The organism is Cupriavidus sp. PET2-C1 (assembly GCF_054515855.1).
In genome coordinates, this window is sequence record NZ_CM137259.1 from 912,820 (window position 1) to 934,000 (window position 21,181).

At 67.8% G+C, this 21,181-nt stretch carries 14 protein-coding genes; 5 read left to right on the forward strand and 9 right to left on the reverse strand.

Annotated elements, in window-relative coordinates; all coding sequences use genetic code 11:
• Position 1: 1 nt before the first annotated feature.
• Positions 2 to 1,171, reverse strand: a complete 1,170-nt coding sequence (locus ACX12D_RS04175) for an HPP family protein (RefSeq protein WP_459373032.1) — start codon at positions 1,169 to 1,171, stop codon at positions 2 to 4.
• Positions 1,172 to 1,354: 183 nt separating this feature from the next.
• Here ACX12D_RS04175 and ACX12D_RS04180 point away from each other — a divergent pair, with 183 nt between their 5' ends.
• Positions 1,355 to 3,094 carry a chloride channel protein gene (locus ACX12D_RS04180; RefSeq protein WP_459373034.1) on the forward strand — a complete coding sequence of 580 codons (1,740 nt, stop codon included), beginning with the start codon at positions 1,355 to 1,357 and terminating at the stop codon, positions 3,092 to 3,094.
• Between the two features lie 16 nt (positions 3,095 to 3,110).
• Here the strand turns inward: ACX12D_RS04180 and ACX12D_RS04185 are convergent, their stop codons facing one another.
• Positions 3,111 to 3,533: an Lrp/AsnC family transcriptional regulator gene (locus ACX12D_RS04185; protein WP_174426231.1), complete on the reverse strand. Its 423-nt coding sequence runs from the start codon at positions 3,531 to 3,533 to the stop codon at positions 3,111 to 3,113.
• 203 nt (positions 3,534 to 3,736) lie between these two features.
• Here ACX12D_RS04185 and ACX12D_RS04190 point away from each other — a divergent pair, with 203 nt between their 5' ends.
• Positions 3,737 to 4,636 (forward strand): dimethylarginine dimethylaminohydrolase family protein, encoded by a 900-nt coding sequence (locus tag ACX12D_RS04190; protein WP_459373035.1) that lies wholly within the window; start codon positions 3,737 to 3,739, stop codon positions 4,634 to 4,636.
• A 49-nt stretch (positions 4,637 to 4,685) separates the two neighbouring features.
• On the forward strand, positions 4,686 to 5,762 hold the full coding sequence (locus ACX12D_RS04195) for an ornithine cyclodeaminase (RefSeq protein WP_459373036.1): 1,077 nt from the start codon (positions 4,686 to 4,688) through the stop codon (positions 5,760 to 5,762).
• A 186-nt stretch (positions 5,763 to 5,948) separates the two neighbouring features.
• Here the strand turns inward: ACX12D_RS04195 and ACX12D_RS04200 are convergent, their stop codons facing one another.
• The 7 genes from ACX12D_RS04200 to ACX12D_RS04230 all read right to left on the reverse strand — a co-directional run bounded on the left by ACX12D_RS04200 (position 5,949) and on the right by ACX12D_RS04230 (position 17,836).
• Positions 5,949 to 6,551 (reverse strand): helix-turn-helix domain-containing protein, encoded by a 603-nt coding sequence (locus tag ACX12D_RS04200; RefSeq protein ID WP_006160260.1) that lies wholly within the window; start codon positions 6,549 to 6,551, stop codon positions 5,949 to 5,951.
• Positions 6,552 to 7,073: 522 nt separating this feature from the next.
• The gene (locus ACX12D_RS04205; RefSeq protein ID WP_459373037.1) at positions 7,074 to 8,114 is read right to left on the reverse strand and encodes a glycosyltransferase family 2 protein; all 1,041 of its coding nucleotides are present in this window, start codon (positions 8,112 to 8,114) and stop codon (positions 7,074 to 7,076) included.
• Complete coding sequence (locus ACX12D_RS04210; RefSeq protein WP_459373038.1) at positions 8,095 to 8,661, reverse strand: LbetaH domain-containing protein; 567 nt, start codon at positions 8,659 to 8,661, stop codon at positions 8,095 to 8,097. Before ACX12D_RS04210 ends, ACX12D_RS04205 begins: the two co-directional genes overlap by 20 nt.
• Before the next feature lie 369 nt (positions 8,662 to 9,030).
• Positions 9,031 to 10,392, reverse strand: a complete 1,362-nt coding sequence (locus ACX12D_RS04215) for a sigma-54-dependent transcriptional regulator (RefSeq protein WP_459373039.1) — start codon at positions 10,390 to 10,392, stop codon at positions 9,031 to 9,033.
• Positions 10,382 to 12,298, reverse strand: a complete 1,917-nt coding sequence (locus ACX12D_RS04220; protein ID WP_459373040.1) for a sensor histidine kinase — start codon at positions 12,296 to 12,298, stop codon at positions 10,382 to 10,384. Before ACX12D_RS04220 ends, ACX12D_RS04215 begins: the two co-directional genes overlap by 11 nt.
• A gap of 261 nt (positions 12,299 to 12,559) precedes the next feature.
• Complete coding sequence (locus tag ACX12D_RS04225; RefSeq protein WP_459373041.1) at positions 12,560 to 13,870, reverse strand: dicarboxylate/amino acid:cation symporter; 1,311 nt, start codon at positions 13,868 to 13,870, stop codon at positions 12,560 to 12,562.
• A 582-nt stretch (positions 13,871 to 14,452) separates the two neighbouring features.
• Positions 14,453 to 17,836 (reverse strand): diguanylate cyclase, encoded by a 3,384-nt coding sequence (locus ACX12D_RS04230; RefSeq protein WP_459373042.1) that lies wholly within the window; start codon positions 17,834 to 17,836, stop codon positions 14,453 to 14,455.
• A gap of 609 nt (positions 17,837 to 18,445) precedes the next feature.
• On the opposite strand from ACX12D_RS04230, the gene ACX12D_RS04235 reads away from it, so the two are divergent.
• Both ACX12D_RS04235 and ACX12D_RS04240 read left to right on the forward strand, forming a co-directional pair.
• Entirely contained in the window at positions 18,446 to 18,904 is a 459-nt protein-coding gene (locus ACX12D_RS04235; protein ID WP_150988428.1) for a (2Fe-2S)-binding protein, read from the forward strand.
• A 12-nt stretch (positions 18,905 to 18,916) separates the two neighbouring features.
• Positions 18,917 to 21,160 (forward strand): xanthine dehydrogenase family protein molybdopterin-binding subunit, encoded by a 2,244-nt coding sequence (locus ACX12D_RS04240; RefSeq protein ID WP_459373043.1) that lies wholly within the window; start codon positions 18,917 to 18,919, stop codon positions 21,158 to 21,160.
• Positions 21,161 to 21,181 lie beyond the last annotated feature (21 nt).

The window sequence follows — 21,181 nt, forward strand, 5'->3', positions numbered from 1 at the left end:
GTCAGCTTGCCGGCTGCGCGTCCGGTTCCACTTTTGCCGGCGGGCCTTGTTCGAGCAGCGCGGCGATCAGGTCCGATTGCGTGACGATGCCCAGCAGCCGCTGCCGGGCATCCACCACCGGCACCTGATGCAGGCCGCCATCGGAAAACGCCCGCGCCAGCTCCACCATGGGCTGCTCCGCCCGGGCCGTAGCCATGCCGGTGTGCATCAGGTCCTTGGCCGTTCCCGCACGGACCTGCCCCTCGGCGCCACTGCGCGCGGCGAGAAGATCCGCCAACCCAAGCATGCCAAGCAGGCGCCGCTGCGCATCCACCACCGGCAGCGCCTGGATCCCATGCTTGAACAACAGGGCGCGCGCCTCCAGGCCACTCTGCCCGGGCTGCACCGTCACCACGTCCCGCGACATGATGTCCCCACACCGCACATCGCCAAAGTGCCGGCGATACGCCCGTAGCTGCGCGGCCACCAGGATGTCTTCCAGGTCGTCTTCCTCGATGTCCAGGAACTCGCCGCGCGCCTTGAGCACTTCGTCCAGATCGCTGCGGTTGAATCCCACCCGCTCGCTCGGCAGCGGATCGGCGGTGCGGTGCGGGTTGGCGTGTTCGACGGGACGGTGCGGATAGCGCCGGCGCATCAGGTTGTTGAACAACAGCGCCACCAGCAGCAGCAACATCGAGTTGACGGCGACCGGCATCACCACGAAGCCAAAGCCAAGCTGGGTCACAGCGTGGCCGCCGAACACCGCGGTAATCGCCACCGCGCCGCTGGGCGGGTGCACGCAGCGCAACTGGAACATGGCGACGATGGCCAGCGCCACGGCCACCGAGGCGGCCAGCCCGGGCTCGGGGATCCAGCGCGCGCAGGCCACGCCGATCAGCGCCGCCACCAGGTTGCCGCCGATGATGGACCAAGGCTGCGCCAGCGGGCTCGCCGGCACGGCGAACAGCAGCACCGCGGAGGCGCCCATCGGGGCGATGAACCAGGGGTTGAAGCCGCCCAGCAGGTGACGGCTGATCCATTCGGTGAGCAGCAGGCCGACCAGCGCGCCCAAGCAGCTCTTGACGCGCTCGCGGCGGCCGGCGGCGATGGGGGTGGGGGCAAACGCGCGCAGCCACGCACGTGCCCGGCCTGGCGGGAAGTCGGCTAAGGAGGGGGCCTGGGATGGCGGCATGGGGGCTTTTTTCTTTGGGTTGTGCGGGCGAATGCGCGCAATAGCTCACCTGGATCCCCTTGGCATCGTGCTCCGGAAATCCAGCGCGCAAATATATCATGACGTGATACATTTCGCTTTAGCGCAGCGGGATCAGCCCGCCATGCCGCATCCCGTCCTCCGCCTACTTTCCCGATCCTGGCCATGCACTTCGAAAAACGCGACTACGCCGTCGACCGCCGGCTGCTCCTGCTGGCGGCGCTGGCGCCCCTCATCGGGGCCATCAGCACGGCGGCTGCCGTGCTGCTGCTGAACCTGATCCGGTTCTTCACCAATCTCTTCTTCTATCAGACCCTGTCGCTGGCGGATCGCTCGCCGGCGCAGCATGCGCTGGGGGCATGGGTCATCGTGGTGCCGGCAGTCGGCGGCCTGCTGGTGGGCCTGATGGCGCGCTATGGCAGCGACAAGATCCGTGGCCACGGCATCCCGGAAGCCATCGAGGCGGTGCTGTTCGGCAAGAGCAAGATGTCGCCCCGGGTGGCCGTGCTCAAGCCGCTGTCATCCGGCATCGTGATCGGCAGCGGCGGGCCGTTTGGCGCGGAGGGCCCGATCATCATGACCGGCGGCTCGATCGCCTCGCTGCTCGCGCAGTACCTGCATCTCACCGCGGCCGAGCGCAAGACGCTGCTGGTAGCGGGCGCCTGCGCGGGCATGACGGCGATCTTCGGCACGCCGGTGGCGGCGGTGCTGCTGGCCGTGGAGCTGTTGCTGTTCGAGCTGCGCCCGCGCAGCCTGCTGCCGGTGGCGCTGGCTTGCGCGGTAGCCGGCTTCCTGCGCACGATGGTGTTCGAGCCCGGCCCCTTGTTTGCGCTGCAGACTGCGTCGGCAAGCACCATGGCGCTGGGCTCGTGCATCGTTGCCGGGCTGCTTTGCGGCGTGCTGGGCGCCGCGCTGACGCTGGCGCTCTATCGCACCGAGGACCAGTTCTCCAAGCTCAAGCTGCACTGGATGTGGTGGCCGGCAATCGGCGGGCTGGTGGTGGGCATCGGCGGGTACTTCGAGCCGCGCGCGCTGGGCGTGGGCTATGACGTGATCGCGGACCTGTTGCACAACCGCATGGCGATCGGCGTGGTAGTGGCGCTGCTGACGGTCAAGGCCATCATCTGGGTGGCAGCGCTGGGGTCCGGCACGTCGGGTGGCGTGCTGGCCCCGCTGCTGATGCTGGGCGCGGGCCTTGGCGTGGCGCTGGCGCCGTGGCTGCCCGGTGCCTCGCCGCAGTTGTGGGCGCTGGTGTGCATGGCGGGTGTGCTGGGCAGCGTGCTTGGCGCGCCGCTGACCGCCATCGTCTTCGCTTTTGGCCTGACGCACGACAGCAACGCCTTGCTGCCGCTGCTGCTGACCGTGGCGGTGGCGCACGGCTTCACGGTGCTGACCATGAAGCGCTCGATCATGACCGAGAAGATCGCGCGCCGGGGCCTGCATATCTATCGCGAGTATGGCGTGGATCCGCTCGAGCGCCAGCACGTGGCGGATCTGATGACCACGGCCGTGGTCAGCGTGGATGGCGAGCAACCGGTCCACGTCTTGTGGGCCAGCCACTTTGGCGAGCACGCACCGCATCGCGGCTATCCGGTCGTGTGCGCGGCGCGTGTGGTCGGCATGCTGGAGCGCAACGCGCTGCGCGGGCGGGAGGCATCGATCGAGAGCGGCCGCGCGCTGATGGCGCCGCTGCAGCCGCACCAGGTGCTGCTGCCGGCGCAGACCGCGCGCATCGCCGCGGGCCGCATGGCGGAGCTCGGCGTCAGCCGGCTGCCGGTGGTGGCCGACCTGGATTCCATGCGGCTGGTCGGCGTGGTCTCGCTGCGCGACCTGCTGCGCCCTAGCGGCCAGGTGCTGCACGAGGAAACCCGGCGCGAACGGCTGCGCGGCGCCGCCGCGGCCTAAGCGCGCCTCGCGCTGCTCAAAGCTTGTAGCTGGACAGCAGGATGCTGGTCTCCGTGGCGGCAATGCCATCGATCAGCCGGATGCGGTCCAGCGTGCGGTCGAATGCTTCCAGCGAATCCGCGCGCAGCTCGGCAATGATGTCCCAGCGCCCGTTGGTGGTGTGCATGGCCTGCACATTGGGCTCGCCGCGCAGCGCCTGCAGCACCGCGCGCGCCTTGTTGCCTTCGACCGCGATGGTCATCCAGGCACGGATGCGGTGCGCTTCGGCTTCGGGCTTCAGCCGCACCGTGTAGCCCACGATCAGTCCTTCCTTTTCCAGCTTGTCGATGCGGTTCTGCACGGTGGCGCGCGAGACGCGCAGCGCCTTGGCCAGGGCGGTGGCCGGCATGCGCGCGTTGTCGCGCAGCAGGGCCAGCAACTGGCGGTCGGTGTCGTCCATGGTGGTTCCTGTGGGGGGCGAGAGGTGCTTTTTCCTGCATGATCGCTGCGACTGGCGATGTGCCAATTCTAGCTGGCGTTTTGCCATACGGCGCAGGCAAATTGCGCAATTTGCTGGCTTTTAGTTAGCGCGGCAGTGCACCAGAATGCAGGCATTCCAAGGCATTGACTGACCCCCGTCGCCCATCACCCAAAGGAGCCAGCGTGATCCACCAGCCCACCATCTTGCTTGTCGAGCCCACCCACTATGACGTGTCGTACAGCATCAACCCGTGGATGGACCCCGGCCTCTGGGCTAGCGACCCGCGCGGCATGCACCGCAATGCGGTGGCGTCCTTCGAATCCCTGCATGCGGCCCTGCAGGCGGCCGGCTTCACGGTGGAAACCGCGCCCGGCGCGCCCGGCCTGCCCGACATGGTGTTCCCCGCCAATGCCGCCGTGGTGCTGGACGGCCACGCCGTGCTGGCGCGCTTTCGCTATCCGCAACGGGCCGGCGAGGAAGCGCCTTTTGCGCGGATCTTCGAGGGCTTGCGCGCGCGCGGCCTGATCGACTCCGTCAGCCTGCTGCCCGAAGGCTGCTATCAGGAGGGCGCTGGCGATTGCATCTGGGATGCCGTGCGCGGCCATTTCTGGGCCGGCTTCGGCCCGCGCTCCTCGCGCGCCGCGGCCGACGCCATGGCGAGCCATTTCGGCCGCGAGGTCGTCGCGCTGGAGCTCGCCACGGCGCAGAGCTATCACCTCGACGTGTGCTTCTGCCCGCTGTCCGGCGGCGAGATCCTCTACTACCCGCCCGCCTTTACGCAGGACGCCCTGCGCACCTTGCGCGAGCGCGTGCCGGCCAGCCTGCGCATCGAAGCGAGCGAGGACGACCTGCGCCACTTCAGCGTCAATGCGGTCAACCTGCATGACCAGGTGGTGATGACGCGCACCACGCCGCACCTGCGCGCCGAACTGGGCCAGCGCGGCTACCAGTTGCGCGAGGTGGACCTGTCGCCGTACATGCTGTCCGGCGGCGGCGCCTACTGCATGACGCTGCGCCTGGACCGCGCCAGCGGGCCGGCCCGGGCGAGCGCCGCGGCCGGTGGCGCCGCGGTGGCGGCATGAGCGCGAAGCGCGAGCAAAAACCGATACCGAGCCAGCAAGGGAGAACATCATGAAGGAGATCGCCATGACCCGCTTTCTGGACGCCGCCGATGTGGCGGCGCTGGTGCGCGCCACGGGCGTCGTCAACGCCATTGCGCAGATGGCGCATCACATTCGCCAGGATTTTGTGCGCTGGGACGCATTCGATAAATCCGCGCGGCTGGCGACGCACTCCGTCGACGGGGTGATCGAGCTGATGCCGGTGAGCGACGCCGTGCAATACGCGTTCAAGTACGTCAACGGCCATCCGCGCAATGCGCAGAACGCCATGCCGACGGTGATGGCTTTTGGCGTGCTGGCGGAAGTGGCGACCGGCTTCCCGCTGCTGCTGTGCGACCTCACGCTGGCCACCGCGTTGCGCACCGCCGCCACGTCGGCGCTAGCCGCGCAGGCGATGGCGCGGCCCGGCGCCGCCACGCTGGCGCTGATCGGCAACGGCGCGCAGGCGGAGTTCCAGGCGCTGGCCTTCCACGCCATGGTGGGCATCCGGGAGATCCGCGCCTACGACATCGATCCCGCTGCAACGGCGCGGCTCGCGCGCAACCTGCAAGGCGTGCAGGGGCTGAAGGTGGTGGCGGTGGACTCCGTGCGCGCAGCCGTGCAGGGCGCCGACATCATCAGCACCGTCACCGCCGACAAGACGCGGGCCACCATCCTCACGCCTGACCTGGCCGCGCCCGGCGTGCATATCAACGCGGTAGGCGGCGATTGCCCGGGCAAGACCGAACTGCACCCGCAGATCCTGCGCCAGGCGCGCGTTGTGGTCGAGTACGCGCCGCAGACCCGCATCGAAGGCGAGATGCAGCAATTGCCACCGGATACGCCGGTGACGGAGTTGTGGGAGGTTTTATCCGGCCGGGTGGCCGGGCGCACCGAAACGGGGCAGGTGACGGTGTTCGACTCGGTGGGGTTTGCGCTGGAGGATTACTCCGCGCTGCGCTGGCTCCATGCCGCGGCCCACGCGCAGCATCGCGGCAGCCACGTGGAGCTGGTGGCGACGCCGCCGGATCCCCGCAATCTCTATGGCTGGATGATGGACGCCGGGGTGCCGCAGCCCGTGCGCGAGCCACTGGCGGCGCTGGCCTGAAGCGGCGGCTCATGTCACAACGCCGCAGTCGTGCGGGTCACGAGACTGCGGCGTTGTGGTGTGCGGTATATAGCGAGTGCCACGCCCACGGGTAACGGGCAAGGCAAGCCGGGCGGCCGGGTGACGGCCGGGCAGATAGCTGCCGGTGAAACGTCCTGGACAGGGTCTTGGCGATGTGCCTGCCGATCAGCCGGCTGCGCCCCGGGTCATCATCAGTTGCGCGCGCAGGAAGCCTTTGACTTCTTCCAGCGAGGGCGTCTTCAGGAACACCATGATGCCCCATTGCTGTAGCGCATCGGCCACGCCGTCATAGGCCTGGCGGTTGGTGATCACGGCGAAGATGACGTTCTGGCGCGCAAAGAAGTTCTGCAGCTTCTCGATGGTGGCCGACTCGGCGTCAGTGAGTTCTTCCACGTAGTACAGCACCACTCGCGGATGCGAGCTGACCGAAGTAATGATGGTATCCACCACGTCCTCCACCACCACGCTTTTCAGGGGCAAGCCCCATTTGCCCAGTTGCGCGTGGATACGTTGGGCTTCCTGGTGGTTCGGGTGGAACACTACCAGGTCGAGTTCATGCACGGACGGAAGTTCCTGCCCCACGCGCGTGGCCAGCAGACGATGCACGGTCTCCTTATGTATGCGCCGGTGGCCACCGTTGGTTTTCCAGGCCCCGAGTTCGCCACGTTCCACCATCTTCTGCACCGTGCCCAATGACACATTGAGCAGCTTCGCGGCGGTACGCGTACTGTAGTAAGGCTTTTCAGCCAGTTCTGAATCCAGTTTCATCCGTTCACCCGTTAACTAAATACACCGCACTGCGAGAGGATCAGCAGTGACAGCGCGAGCTTTCCGCGCTGGTTTGGGGCTTGGCAATGCAAGGCAACGCGAGCAATGAGGACGGTTGCGTGCTGGCACCATTATTAGGCCTCTTGCGTAACCTGCCCTCGCATCGGGGGCGGCGGGAGCGAAGGTGCTCCCACGGTTGTGCAACGGCATGATCTATGTCACTGGTGCCTGATTCTCCCAACGGAAGAATGCCAGCCTCGAATCATATGCGGTATCGAACATAAGCAACCAGACGGCGTGTCAAATATTTCGAAATCGCATTGAACGCTCCCACTTCTGGGTTTAAACGCATATTGCCGCGTTTTGGCAGACACGGGCGAGCGGGAATTTATCGCAAACATTGCATACATCCGAAGTGCTTCTGCCGGGCGCTCCCAGCGTCGGAACGTATAGCGCACATGGCCGCGTGGCCACTCGCCGCGGGCATGACAAATAGGGCGTGGGCAGCGATGTCGCTTGCCGTCAGGGATTTCGCCCGCCAGCCACCACCGCGGTGTGCCGGGTCGCTGTGACTGGAGTGACTGGAGTGACTGGCCGATTGCTGAATTCACCTTCCCCATCCGCTGCCATACCCGGCATCGGGAGGGACTGGCGCACGGGTGCCGGCGCGCCTTGCGGGCACACGGACTCGGGATCTGGCGCGGGCAGCGCCATGGACCTTTCCAGTTCGCGCGTCTTGAGCACGATGAAGTATTCGTAGATCGACTGCAGCATGGCGTAGGTGAGCCCGGCCCGTCCATCGAGAAAGCCGCGCTTGCCCAGATACAGGATCGCGAACTTGACGAGGGGGCGCATCGGCAGGCGGAAGAACAGTTCCTTCTGGTGCGCGCGGCGCCGGTGGAAATCCTTCGCGAACAGGGCTTCGGCCAGGCTGAACGCCACCTCGCCGCGCCGGTTCTCGATGATCTGCATCGCTTCCAGCCCGCTGTAATTGTTGTGGCGGGTGATCCAGTGGGTCACGCCTTTGCTGAACGGGTAGTGATCGAGGTAGCCCGTCAGCTCGCCGGCCGGGCCGTCGGGAATCGACACCGGGTTTACCAGGCGCTCGTAGCGCATCCGCTCCGGCCGGAACAAACGCAGGTAGAAGGGAGATGTCTGTACATGGCGCAACCACGTGCCGAGGAAAAAGTCGCGCCGTTGCACCCGGAACGCGACCTCGTCGCGCGCCGCGCGCACCGCGGCCCGGGCTTGCGCCACAAGCTCGGGCGTCATGCGCTCGTCGGCGTCGATGTAGAACACCCAGGGATGGCGGAAGCCGATGTGCTGCAGGCCCCAGTTCTGGTGGCTGGCCCAGTTGTCGAAGACGCGCTGCGTGACATGCGCGCCAAAGCGCTGCGCGATCGCCACCGTGGCGTCGGTGCTCATCGAGTCGTACACGTGAATGTCGTCCGACCAGGCCACGCTTTGCAGGCAGCCCGGCAGGTCCTGCTCCTCGTTGCGGGTCAGGATCAGCACGGAGATGCCCGGCGCTTGCAAGGGCTGGTCAGGCTGGGGGCTTGGCATGTCTGACTCTCGTGCTGATGGCGCGGGCCGGGATGCCCCCGTAGACGGTCCACGGCGTGCGCAGGCTCTTGCTCACCACCGCGCGCGGCGCGATCACCGCGCCCTCGGCCAGCGTCACCCCGGGCGAGACAAAGGCTTCGGCGCAGATCCACACGTGCGCCGCAAGCACGATGGGATGGGCTACCAGCTGGAAGTTGGCGCTGTTGTAGTCGTGCGTGCCGGTGCACAGGTGCGCGCCCTGCGAGACCACGCAGAAATCGCCGATGACGATCGGCGCCATGTTGTACAGCGTGACGCCATCGGCCACGCCGACATGGCTGCCCACGCGCAGGTTCCACGGCGCCCAGATCTTCGCGCCCGGATAGATATGCACATGCGCTCCCAGTTGCGCCCCGAACAACCTCAGCAGCGCCGCGCGCCACGCATGCAGCGGGCGCGGGCTTGGCCGGAACAGGCACAACCAGGCCCAGTGCCAGAGCTGGCGCTGAATCCGGTTGCCCAGCGAGAACGAAGCGCCGGTAGTCGGGTCGTTTCCTTGAAGGATCATCGTCGGTCCGCTCCTGCTTGTTGGCGGCTTCGCAATACGCGGCAAAGCCCGGCAGCCAAGGAGGCGACCACGGTGCGGGCCAGCACCGCGATCGCCGAACCCGGCCGAAGCCAGGCTTTGTCCCGCACCGGCCGCGCCAGGCACGGCAAGGTGCAAGGCACGCGGGAAGGGGTGAAACCATAGTGGCGCGGCGTGCGCGCCGCTTCGGTGCGGCACCTCACACAAGGAAAGACGAAAAGACGAAGCGGAAGGAAGCAGGAGGGAGGCGGAAGGAAGCGGGAGGGAAGCGAGAAAGCCGCAACGCAAGCCGTTGCGGTTCAGCCGGTGGCAGCTAGCGCCGCCACCCGGACAATCTCAGCGCCTGGAATCTTAAAGCCGGTATTTCCTGACCTTATCGAACAAGGTCGTCTTGGCAATGCCCAGCGCCTCGCTGGCGCGGCTGAGGTTCCCCTCGTGCCTGCGCATGGCGTCGGCAATCATGGCCCGCTCGAACTGTTCCACGGCCTGCGCCAGCGGCAGCGCCGCCGGCTCGGCGGTGCCTTGTCCCGGATTGCACCCCAGCCCCAGCACATGGCGCTCAGCCAGGTTGCGCAGTTCGCGCACATTGCCCGGCCACGGATAAGCCATCAGCGCAGCGAGCTCCGCCGGCGTGGCAGGCTGCGCCTCGCGCTCGAAGCGCAGCGCCGCCTGCGCGACAAAATGCTCGAACAGCGGCGGCACGTCTTCGCGCCGCTCGCGCAGCGGCGGCAGTTCCAGCGTCACCACGTTGAGCCGGTAGTACAGGTCGGCGCGGAACTGGCCGGCCGCTGAGAGTGCCTTCAGGTCTGCCTTGGTGGCCGCGACCACACGGGTGTTGACCGGCACCGGCGTATTGGAGCCAAGCCGCTCCACCACGCGCTCCTGCAGCACCCGCAGCAGCTTGATCTGCATCTGCATCGGCATGCTCTCGATCTCGTCGAGGAACAGCGTGCCGCCCTCGGCGTGCTCGATCTTGCCGATGCGCCGCCGCGCCGCGCCGGTAAACGAGCCGGCCTCGTGGCCGAAGATCTCGCTTTCGAACAGCTGCTCGGGCAGGCCGCCGCAATTGATCGGCACGAAGTGCCGCGCGCGGCGCGAGCTTGCTTCGTGCAGGCAGCGGGCGACCAGTTCCTTGCCGGTGCCGGTCTCGCCGTGGATGAGCACGTTGGCGGCGGTATCGGCCAGGTCGGCGATCAGCTTGCGCAGCCTTTCGATGGATGGCGAATGGCCAATCAGGCGCGCCTGCAAGGTGTCGCGCCCGGCCAGCTTCCTGCGCAGCTCGGCCACTTCCAGCACCAGCCGGCGCTTTTCCAGCGCGCGCTGCGTGACCTCGACCAGGCGCTCCGGCGAAAACGGTTTTTCCAGGAAGTGGTAGGCGCCGGCCTTCATGGCCTGCACGGCCAGGCTGACGTCGCCGTGGCCCGTGACCATCACCACCGGCAGCGCGTCGTCGCGCGAGCGCAGCTCATGCAGCAGCGCCATGCCGTCGATGCCGGGCAGGCGGATGTCGCTCACCACCACGCCGGGGAAATGGCTGCCGACCTCGCGCAGGGCGGCTTCGGCGCTCGCCACGGCACGCGTGGCGATGCCTTCGAGCCGCAGCGCTTGCTCGCAGCCCAGGCGCACGTCGGGGTCGTCTTCGACGATCAGCACGGTCAGCGGCGCGGGGGCGATCGCGCCGGAGGAATCGGCGTTGTTCAGGTCAGTTGCCATGGCGGCTCTCCGGGTCAAGCCTGGCCAGCGGCAGCACCAGCGTGAAGCACGCGCCGCCGTCGGGGTGATTGCTGGCCTCCAGGCTGCCGCCGACCTCGTCCAGGATGCCGGCCGACAGCGTCAGGCCCAGGCCCAGCCCCTGTCCTGCCGGCTTGGTGGTGAAGAACGGCTCGAACAGCCGCGCGAAGGCTTCCTCGGACAGCCCGGGGCCGTTGTCGCGGATGGTCAGGCGCAGCTTGCTGCCCGCCAGGTGGCTGCGCAGCTCCAGCTGGGGCGCGGGACTGCCGGCCAGCGCGTCGAGCGCATTGCCGATCAGGTTGACCAGCACCTGTTCCAGCCGGTTGGGGTCGCACGTCACCATCAGGTCCGGCTCGATCTGCCGGACCAGCGCCGGGCGTACCGCCTGCAGGCGTGTATCGAGCAGGAACAGGGCGTTGTCCACCGCATCGTCCAGCGGCGCCAGGCGGCCGGCGGTGCCGCCATTGCCAGGCTTGCGCGCGAATGACTTGAGCGCGCCGGTGATGCGCCCCATGCGCTCCACCAAGCCGATGATGGTGCCGAGGTTGGCTTGCGCGGTGGCGTTGTCGCCGCGTTCGAGGAATTTCTGGGTATTGCCCGAGAGCGTGCGCAGGGCCGCCAGGGGCTGGTTGAGCTCGTGCGCGATGCCGGTGGACATCTGGCCGACGGCGGCCAGCTTGCCGGCCTGCAGCAGGCCATCCTGGGCCTGGCGCAAGGTGGTCTCGGTGCGGATGCGTTCGGCGACTTCCGCCTGCAGATGCTGGTTGGCGGCGGACAGGTCCGCGGTGCGCTCCGCCACCTTGCGCTCCAGTTCGCCGTTGGCGGCCTCCAGCGCGGCGCGCGCGGCCATGCGCTCGCTGGCGATGCGCCGGCGCACGTTCCAGGCCGCCGCCAACAGCAACAGGAAGGCGGTCACCACGCCGGCCAGCGCGGCGGTGATGAGCGCGGCCACGCGGGCCTGCGAGGTATTGGTGAGCAGCGTCAGGTGCCAGTCGGTGCCAACCAGTTCGGCGTTCTGCGCCAGCATGGGCGGGCCGCTGCGCAGGCGGACCAGGGTGTCGCTGTCGGACAGCTTGCGCACCGGCGTGAGTTCCAGCTGCGGGAGCGCGGCGCGGTTGTATTGCAGGTTGCGTTGCAGCCGCTCGCGCAGCTCGGGGGCCAGCGGCTTGAGCGCGCCCAGCTTCAGGGACGGGTCGGAGGCCAGGATCACCACGCCGTTCTCGTCCGTCAGCAGCATCTGGGCATCGGCGCCTTGCCAGCGGTTCTCCAGGGGTTCCAGCCCCACCTTGACGACCGCTACGCCGCTTGGCTTGTGGCGATCGCCCAGCGGCGCCGAGAGGTAGTAGCCGGCCTCGCTGCGGGTGGTGCCCACGCCATAGAAGCGGCCCAGCTGGCCGTCCGCGGCGTCGCTGAAGTAGGGGCGGAAGCTCAGGTCTTCGCCCAGGTAGCTGTCGGGGCGCTGCCAGTTGCTGGTGGCGAGCACGTGGCCGCGGGCATCGAGCACGAACACCACGCGGGTGCCGGCGCGGGCATTGACCGCGGCCAGGTACTGGTTGGCGGCCTCGACGCGTGCCGGGTCGTTCGGGTGCGCCAGCAGGGTAGCGATCTTGTCGTCCAGCGAGAGCAGGCTGGGCACATAGTCATAGCGCGCCAGCTCGCTCGACAGGGCCTGTCCGTACAGGCGCAGCTGCACCTGGCCGCGCTCGCCCTGGCGCGCCAGGGCGTTGTCGTAGCTGTACCGGTAGCCCATGGCGCCAGCCAGCCCGATCAGCATCGCCAGCGCCAGCATGGCCATGAGGGGCACCCATGGGCGCAGGCGTCTGGCACGAGCGGAGGTATCGTGCGGGGCGCCTTGCGGGGTAGCGTGTGAAGGGAGCGGGCCGGTCATGGGAGCGGGCGGAATGCGCAGGAAGCGAAGGCGATGGAACTCGGTCGCGGGCAGCGAGCCCGACGGGTTAAGACTGCAGGTGCCAGCAAAAGTGCATCGTGCAAAGGGGTAAGAGTAGGGGTAGGAGCGCCAATGCGCACATTGTGCGATGGCGGCACCGCGGCGACCCCGTCTTTTACCACATCACGGTTTTCCGGCCCCCGGAAACAAAAAAAGGCCCGGCCACCTGATCGGTGGCCGGGCCTTGGCGCGCTGGCAGTGTTACTTGCCGGCCAGGACCTGAACGGGTGTCAGGCCGCGGTTGCCGTCGGCAGCGGGGTCATCCGCTTCTTCGGGCACCGGCGCGCCGATGGCGCCTTCGCTTTTGGCGACGACGGTTGTGGCAATGGCGTTGCCAAGCACATTGGTTACGGTACGGCCCATGTCCAGCACGTGGTCGATGCCCAGCACCAGCAGGATGCCGGCCTCGGGCAGGCCAAACATCGGCAGCACTGCGGCCACCACCACCAGCGAGGCGCGCGGCACGCCGGCAATGCCCTTGCTGGTGACCAGCAGCACCAGCAGCATGGTCACCTGCTGCGTGAGCGACAGGTGGATGCCGTACACCTGCGCCACGAACAGCGCGGCGAAGGACGTGTACATGATCGAGCCGTCCAGGTTGAACGAGTAGCCCAGCGGCAGCACGAAGCCCGTGATGCGCTCCTTGACGCCAAAGCGGCCGAGCTGCTCGATCACCTTGGGGTATGCCGATTCGCTGCTGGCGGTGGCGAAGCCGATCATCAGCGGGGCGCGCACCATCTTGAGCAGGCGGAACACATCGCGGCCGAGGAAGAAGTAGCCACCGGCGATCAGCGCCACCCACAGCAGCGCCAGCGACAGGTAGACAGCGCCCAGCAGCTTGGCGTACACCACCAGCACGCCCAGGCCTTCGGCGGTGATCACCGCGGCGACCGCGCCGAACACGCCGACCGGCGCGAAAGCCATCACATAGTTGGTGATCTTCAGCATCACGTGCGACAGGCCTTCGATGCCGGCCAGCACGGGTTTGCCGATGCCGTCCTTGAGCGTGCCCAGCGCAAAGCCGAAGAACAGCGAGAACACCACGATCTGCAGGATCTCATTGGTGGCCATGGCTTCGACGAAGCTCTTGGGGAACATGTGCGCGATGAAGTCCCGCAGGTTCAGCGCCCCGGTCTTCAGGTTGGAGGCAGCGTCCGCCGCCGGCAGCGCCAGGTTCATGCCTTCGCCCGGGCGCAGCAGGTTGGCCATCACCAGGCCCAGCAGCAGCGAGGTGATGGACGCGGCGATGAACCATGCCATCGCCTTCATGCCGATGCGGCCAACGGCCTTGCCGTCGCCCATGCTGGCGATGCCGCCAACCAGGGTGGCGAACACCAGCGGCCCGATGATCATCTTGATCATGCGCAGGAACACATCGGTCAGGATGGACAGGTGGTCGGCGATGGACTTGGCGGTGGCGGGGTCCGGCGCGTAATGGTGGGCGGCCGTGCCGGCCAGCACGCCAAGCAGCATCGCAATGAAAATCAGGGTGGGCAGTCGGTTCAGTTTCATCAGAAGTCGGGCCGATGCGCCCGGCCAATGGCCGGACGGCTGTTTTGCGGGGGGCTGGCAGCCTTCTGGCATGGCGTTGCCGTCGTCGGGACAGCGCCATGCGGCCTCAGCCGGGAAGATCAGTGCCTGTTCAATTTCGGAATCGTTCCGGAATCAATCCAGATCAATGCCAGATCAATGCCGAACGGGCATGGGCAGCGTGTGTCCGGCGCCCACTGGTGTGGTGGGCAAGGTCAGCAAGGCGGGGTCGATCATTGTTTCCTCCATTGTTTTGGGTCCGGGCCGGCACGGGGGGCCAACCGTCGACCTGTATGGCCGCTTGGGGCCGCGCATACATTGCACGAGGCGTGCCAGGCCAAAGGCCAAGCCGAAGCTACCTAAGCCACTGAAAAACAAGGAGAAATTAATGTGCGCCAGGCGCACGGTTCGGATTTCCGTGCGGGCAGGGCGATAGCGCGTTCGGTTTTCCGAACGGGTGGCGGGGCGGAAAGCGGAACTGTCGCCCGTACGGGCGACAGCGTGTGATGCAAGGGGCATGGCACGGCCGGCGCGCGCCGCCGCCAGCCATGCACGCCAGGTGACTCAGGCGTTGTCCACCGGCAGGGTCGGGCAACTCTCCAGGAACAGTTCCAGCGGCATCGGCCGCCCGATCACATACCCCTGGGCATAGTCCACGCCAAGCGAGCGCAAGGCCTGCAGCGTTTCCTCGTCTTCCACGGATTCGGCCACGGTCAGCATGCCCAGGCGATGGCCGATATCGTTGATCGAGCTGACGATCTCGCGGTCCACCGCGCTGCAGGCCAGGTGGCGGATAAAGCTCCCGTCGATCTTGAGATAGTCCACCGGAAACTGCTTGAGATAGGAGAACGACGACAAGCCCGCCCCAAAATCGTCGAGCGCCACGGTGCAGCCAGCGCTGCGCATTTCGGTCACCAGGCGATTGGCCGCCGCCATGTTGTTGATCAGCGCGGTCTCGGTGATCTCCAGCTGGATGCGGCTGGCGGGCAGCACGGAGTCGTACAGCTCGGCGTGCAGGAACGGCAGCAGGAACGGCTCGCCCAGCGAATTGGCCGACAGGTTGATGGCGACCGTGAGCCTGGGCACCGCGGCCAGCCGCTCGCCGAATTCGTGCAGCACGTGGTGGATCACCCAGCGGTCCACATGGCCCATCAGGTCATAGCGCTCGGCGGCTGGGATGAACGCGCCCGGCATCACCAGCTTGCCTTGCTCGTCGACCATGCGCACCAGGATCTCGATATGGCGGTCGGCCTGGTTGTGCTCCTGCAGCGCGCGGATCTCCTGCGCGAACAGGCGGAAGCGGTTCGCATCCAGCGCCGAGTGGATGCCGGCGGCAACCTGCAGTTCCTGGTGGTGGCGCTGCGCATCGCTTTCGTCGCGCCGGTACACCGAGACGCGGCTGCGCCCGGCCGCCTTGGCGGCGTAGCAGGCTACGTCGGCGCGGCTCATCAGTTCGCCCATCGGCGGTGTTTCGTGGTCGATCGCGGTAATGCCGATGCTCGCGCCCACATCGTAGACCCGCCCTTCCCACGGGAAACGCTGGCTGCGGATGGCATCGATGATCTTCTGGCACACGCGCTCGGCCTGGTCCACCGTGCAGTCCATGAGCAGCAGCGCGAATTCGTCGCCGCCCAGGCGGGCGAGCAGGTCGTCCGGACGCACGTGGTAGCGGATCACGTGGCCGAGCTCGCGCAGCAGTACGTCGCCCGCGGCATGCCCGGCCGTGTCGTTGACGATCTTGAAGCGGTCCAGGTCGATGAAGCACAGCGCGTGATGCTGTTGCTGCATGCGCGCAGCGTCGCAGGCTTCGCGCAGCCGCTTCTCGAACCAGATGCGGTTAGGCAGGCCGGTGAGCGCATCGTGCGAAGCCGAATGGGCCAGCTCGCGCTGCAGCGCGCGGGCGCCGGTGATGTCCTGGAACACCAGCACCGCGCCGATGACCTCGCCGGTAGCCGTGCGCACCGGGGCGGCGGAGTCCTGCACGTCATGGCGGTCGCCGGTCAGGCTTTGCAGCACCGCGCCGTCCTGCAGGTAGACCGGGCGCAAGGTCAGCAGGCACTGTTCCACCGGGCTGGGGATGGGCGCGTTGGTATGCTCGTCGACGATGCGGAAGATGGATTCTAGCGGCTGGCCGGCAGCCGCCTGCATGGTCCAGCCGGTGAGCTGCTCGGCGATCGGGTTCATGAAGGTGACGCCCATGGTGGCGTCGGTGCAGATCACCGCATCGCCGATCGAGCGCAGTGTGATATGCAGGCGTTCCTTCTCTTCGAACAGCGCCTCGGTGAGGCGCCGCTGTTCGGTGATGTCCCAGTTGGTGCCGATCATGGACACCGCGGTGTCATCGTCCTGGCGCAGCACCATGGCCATGGCGCGGATGTGGCGCACCGCGCCGTCGGGGCGCTGGATGCGGTATTCGGTATCGAAGGTGCGCGTGCCGCGCACCGCCTCGCGCATCTCGGTGCTTGCCTGCTCGACATCGTCCGGATGCACCATGGCCGTCCAGCGCTTGATGTCCGGCGCGCCCAGGGCAGGATCGACGCCGTGCAGCGCATGCATGCGCGCGTCCCACTCGATCGCGCCGCTGGCAACGTCCCATTCCCAGATGCCTACGCCGCCGGCTTCCACCGCCAGCTGGGTGCGGCGCGACAGCGCCTCGAGCTTTTCCAGCGCGGCCTTGCGCTCGTCGATGTCTTCCACCTGCGAGATGAAATGCAGCGGCTTGCCGGTGTTCTCGTCGTGCACCAGGGAGACGGCCAGCAAGGTCCAGCGATAGTGGCCGTCCTTGTGGCGGAAGCGCTTTTCTATCCGGTACGACTCGATCTCGCCGGCCAGCAGGCGCTCGACCTGGTGCAGGTCGGGGGCGAGATCGTCCGGGTGGGTGATGGTCGGGAAGGGCAGCTCCGCCAGCTCGGCGGCATCATAGCCAAACAGGTCGCAGATGGCGCGGTTGACCTGCAGCCAGCGGCCGTCCAGCCCTACCAGCGCCATGCCGACGGCCGAATGCTCCATGGCCTGGCGAAAGCGCCGCTCGCTGCCGCGCAGCTCGCTGCGGTCACGCCGGTTCTGCTCCAGCAGGAAGGCGATGCAGATCGGGAACACCATGACCAGCGTGGTCGACAGCTGCACCGACTGCAGCAGGAACGGCTCGTTCGCGCCCACGCCGAGCGATGCGGTGACCAGCCCCAGCGCCACCGTGCCGCAGATGGCCAGCAACGTCAGCAGGGCAGTGGCAAAGGGATTGGTCAGCAGCGCCGCCAGCACCAGCGGCAGCGCCATCACCACGAACGGCTCGTTGCTCTTATATAGCGCCACGCCGCCCACCGTCAGGCTCAGCAGGAGCAGGCCGGCAAAACGGGGCAGCTGCGCGCGGCGGAAGGTGTCGGCGAAACGCTCGCGGGTGATCGATACCATCAGCGGCAGCAGCATGACGATGCCCATCGAGTCTGCCGTCCACCAGGTCCACCAGACCGCGCCAAAGCCGCTGTGGTAGGCGGTGCTGATGGTGGCGGCGCCGATGGTGGCGCCCACCGCCGGGCCCAGCGTGCTGGCCGCGCCCAGCGTCAGCGCGAAACGCGCCAGCGGTCCCGGGCGGGATAGCGTGGCGCCGCTGGTCATGGCGCGCACCAGCCACGCCGAGAAGGCGATCTCGACGACGTTGCCCAGCGCCAGCGCCAGCGCAATGGCAGGGCTATCGCCCATGGCCGCGTTGGCCGCCAAGCCCGCCACCAGCATCCCCGCCAGCTGCCAGGGCACATCGCCGCTGCGCTGGTGCAGCAAGACGCCGAGGCCGAACGCGTTGGCCAGCCAGAGCATGGCCACGTTTCCGGGGTAGCGCGACACGGCCAGCCCGGCCAGGGCCAGCAGGAAGAAGGCGATGGCCGATAGCGACACGCGTTGCCAGCGCGGGTAGGTGGTGGGCAAGGGGCGGACATCCAAATCTGGCGTCATATGGCGTCAGCCTGAAGCTGCGTTCTCGAAATTGAGGCGATGGGCGGGCGTCGGGCAGGTTGCACGCACGGCCCAGCTTAATGGATCAATATAGCGGCGATACGCCGGAATCACGAGGCGATAAGCCCCGGTGTGTTACCGCTGTTCGGACTAGCGCCGGACGCCGTTTTGCGGTAGGAGCCTGGCCCGCGGCGAGCTGGAACCGGCCCCGGCGGCCAGTCTGCTGCCATGGCGGACAGGCGCGCTGCCGTTCCCGTCATACAGGCGTTTCAGGCATTGCCCCGCCGAGGAGGGGTATTGGCGCCTGCGGGTGCGGCAGCCGTGGTGGTCGGCACCGACTTCGCGACGGTGGCGGCGGACGGCCGGCTGCAAAGCATGACGGGCTTTATCGACCGCGCGCCGGAAGGCATGGCCTGAGGGCGCCCGGGTGCAGTGCACGGTACCGAACGCGACTTCCCGTTTTGCACTATCCTCACAAGGTTTTACGGCGTGCGCACCGCGGCTGGGGCACACGCTGCTGACCGGCCGCCGGCGGCGCGGCGTGGCGGATCGAACCGCCGCGACGCGCCGGGGGCGGACCAGGGCAAACAGACCCAAGGAGCTCCCCCCATGACCACGCTAGATATCAACGGCAAGCCGTTGCAGGTAGACGTTGATCCTTCCACGCCCCTGCTGTGGGCGTTACGCGACAGCCTTGGCATGACCGGCACCAAGTTCGGCTGCGGCATGGCCGCATGCGGCGCGTGCACCGTGCACGTGAACGGCCAGGCCACGCGCAGTTGCGTGACGCCGGTCTCGGCGGCGCAAGGCGCGCGCATCACCACCATCGAGGGCGTCACCGGCGACAAGGTTGGCCGCGCGGTGCTCGACGCCTGGATCAAGCACGACGTGGCGCAGTGCGGCTATTGCCAGAACGGCCAGGTGATGAGCGCCGTCGGGCTGTTGCGCAGCAAGAAGCACCCAAGCGATGCCGACATCGACCAGGCCATGGCCGGCAACCTGTGCCGCTGCGGCACCTACCAGCGCATCCGCGCGGCGATCAAGGACGCGGCGCGCGCGCTGGCTTAAGGGGACGACACCATGCGAATCAGATACCTCGAAGCGCTGGCCGGCGGCAATCGCAGGCACGCGGACGCTGGCGGCGTCGCCGCGCTGGACCGCCGCAGTTTTCTCAAGCTGACCGGCTTTGCCGGTGGCGGCCTGGCGCTCGGCATCCTGCCGGTCCAGGCCGCGCTGGCGCAGGAAGGCGCGGCGCCCAAGGCCCCGCCTTCACCGCCGCAGGCGTTCCTGCTGATCGCGCCGGACAACATCGTCACGGTGGCGGTCAACCGGCTCGAATTCGGCCAGGGCGTGCATACGGCGCTGCCCATGGCGCTGGCCGAAGAGCTCGACGTGGACTGGCGCAATGTGCGCGCCACGCTGGCGCCCGCCGGCGATGCGTACAAGGATCCCGCCTTCGGCATGCAGATCACCGGCGGCTCCACCGCGCTCAACCATTCCTTCCAGCAGTACCGCGAGCTGGGCGCGCGCGCCCGCGCCATGCTGGTTTCCGCCGCGGCCACGCAGTGGCAGGTCGATCCGGCGAGCTGCCAGGTGGCGCTGGGCGTGGTCACCTCCGGCAGCCATCGCGCTACCTTTGGCGAGTTGGCGCAGGCTGCCATGGCGCTGCCGGTGCCGCAGCAGGTAACGCTCAAGAACCCGGCGCAGTTCAAGCTCATCGGCAAGCCCACGCGCCGGCTGGACGCGCGCGGCAAGCTGGAGGCCACCACCGCCTTCGGCATCGACGTGCATCTCAAGAACATGGTGGTGGCCGTGGTGGCACGCCCGCCGCGCTTTGGCGGCAAGGTGAAATCCTTCAACGCCGACAAGGCGCGCGCGATCAAGGGCGTGGCCGACGTGATGCTGGTGCCGGTGGATCGCGGCGGCACCGGCGTGGCGGTGGTGGCCAATGGCTACTGGCCGGCCAAGCAGGCGCGCGATGCGCTGGAGATCGTGTGGGAAGACAGCGGCTCCAGTGTTTCCACCAAGGACCTGTTCGCGCAGTACAGGACGCTGGCCGCGCAACCCGGCACGGTGGCGCTGCAGGCCGACCTGGGCGCCATGTCCGGCGCCGCGCGCACCATCTCGGCGGATTACGAGTTTCCCTACCTGGCGCATGCGCCGATGGAGCCGCTGAACTGCACCTTGCAGGCCGAGGTGTCGGGCAAGGCGGTGCAGAGCGTGAAGGTATGGGTGGGCTCGCAGTTCCAGACCGTGGACCAGGCCGCCATCGGGCGCGTGCTCGGGCTGCCGCCGGCCAAGGTCACGCTCAACACCATGATGGCGGGCGGCGGGTTCGGCCGGCGTGCCGTGCCCACCTCCGACTACCTGGTCGAAGCGGCCAATGTGCTGCTGGCCTGGGTCAAGAACGGGCATGACGAACCGCTCAAGGTGATGTGGAGCCGCGAGGACGATATCCGCGGCGGCTACTACCGGCCGCTGCATGTGCACCGCGCGCGCATCGGCACCGATGCGCAGGGGCAGGTGCTCGGCTGGCAGCACACCGTGGTCGGGCAGTCCATCCTCTCCGGCACGCCGTTCGAGGCGTTCATGGTCAAGGGCGGCGTGGACTCGACCATGGTCGAAGGCCTGGTTGAGAACGACTACGGCTTCCCGCTGCAGCTATCGGTGCATCACCCGCAGGTGGCGGTGCCGGTGCTGTGGTGGCGCTCGGTGGGCAACACGCACACCGCCTTCGTCAAGGAAACGCTGGTCGACGAAGTGGCCGTCAATGCCAGGCAGGATCCGGTGGCTTACCGCCTTGCGCGGCTGGACGCGGGCAAGCACGCGCGCCATCGCGCGGCGCTGCAGCTGGCGGTGGACAAGTCCGGCTACGGCAAGCGCAAGCTGCCCAAGGGCCAGGCCTGGGGCGTGGCGGTGCACGAGTCATTCGGCACGGTGGTGGCCTATGTGGTGGAGGTGTCGCTGGTGAAAAACGAGCCACATGTGCATCGCGTGACGGCCGGGGTGCATGCCAACCGCGTGGTCAATCCCATGTCGGCCGAGGCGCAGGTGCAGGGCGCATGCGTGTTCGGGCTGGCGATGACGCGGCCGGGCTTTGCCATCGAGATCGAAAATGGCGCGGTGAAGAACAGCAACTTCCCCGACTATCCGCCGCCGCGCATCTCCGATGCGCCAGTGGTGGACGTGTTCTTCGTGCCCTCCGAGGATCCGCCCACCGGGCTGGGCGAGCCGGGCGTGCCAGCCATTGCGCCAGCGGTGGCCAACGCGCTGTTCACGCTCACCGGCAAGCGCCAGCGGCAGTTGCCGTTCGTGTTGGCCTGAGCTGGCCTGAGCCCAGGCGCC

Excerpts from the sequence above, each read along its gene's own strand:
- ACX12D_RS04175 (WP_459373032.1), bottom strand. The coding sequence starts at position 1,171 with ATGCCGCCATCCCAGGCCCCCTCCTTAGCCGACTTCCCGCCAGGCCGG.
- ACX12D_RS04180 (WP_459373034.1), top strand. The coding sequence starts at position 1,355 with ATGCACTTCGAAAAACGCGACTACGCCGTCGACCGCCGGCTGCTCCTG.
- ACX12D_RS04185 (WP_174426231.1), bottom strand. The coding sequence starts at position 3,533 with ATGGACGACACCGACCGCCAGTTGCTGGCCCTGCTGCGCGACAACGCG.
- ACX12D_RS04195 (WP_459373036.1), top strand. The coding sequence starts at position 4,686 with ATGAAGGAGATCGCCATGACCCGCTTTCTGGACGCCGCCGATGTGGCG.
- ACX12D_RS04200 (WP_006160260.1), bottom strand. The coding sequence starts at position 6,551 with ATGAAACTGGATTCAGAACTGGCTGAAAAGCCTTACTACAGTACGCGT.
- ACX12D_RS04205 (WP_459373037.1), bottom strand. The coding sequence starts at position 8,114 with ATGCCAAGCCCCCAGCCTGACCAGCCCTTGCAAGCGCCGGGCATCTCC.
- ACX12D_RS04210 (WP_459373038.1), bottom strand. The coding sequence starts at position 8,661 with ATGATCCTTCAAGGAAACGACCCGACTACCGGCGCTTCGTTCTCGCTG.
- ACX12D_RS04215 (WP_459373039.1), bottom strand. The coding sequence starts at position 10,392 with ATGGCAACTGACCTGAACAACGCCGATTCCTCCGGCGCGATCGCCCCC.
- ACX12D_RS04220 (WP_459373040.1), bottom strand. The coding sequence starts at position 12,298 with ATGACCGGCCCGCTCCCTTCACACGCTACCCCGCAAGGCGCCCCGCAC.
- ACX12D_RS04225 (WP_459373041.1), bottom strand. The coding sequence starts at position 13,870 with ATGAAACTGAACCGACTGCCCACCCTGATTTTCATTGCGATGCTGCTT.
- ACX12D_RS04230 (WP_459373042.1), bottom strand. The coding sequence starts at position 17,836 with ATGACGCCAGATTTGGATGTCCGCCCCTTGCCCACCACCTACCCGCGC.
- ACX12D_RS04235 (WP_150988428.1), top strand. The coding sequence starts at position 18,446 with ATGACCACGCTAGATATCAACGGCAAGCCGTTGCAGGTAGACGTTGAT.
- ACX12D_RS04240 (WP_459373043.1), top strand. The coding sequence starts at position 18,917 with ATGCGAATCAGATACCTCGAAGCGCTGGCCGGCGGCAATCGCAGGCAC.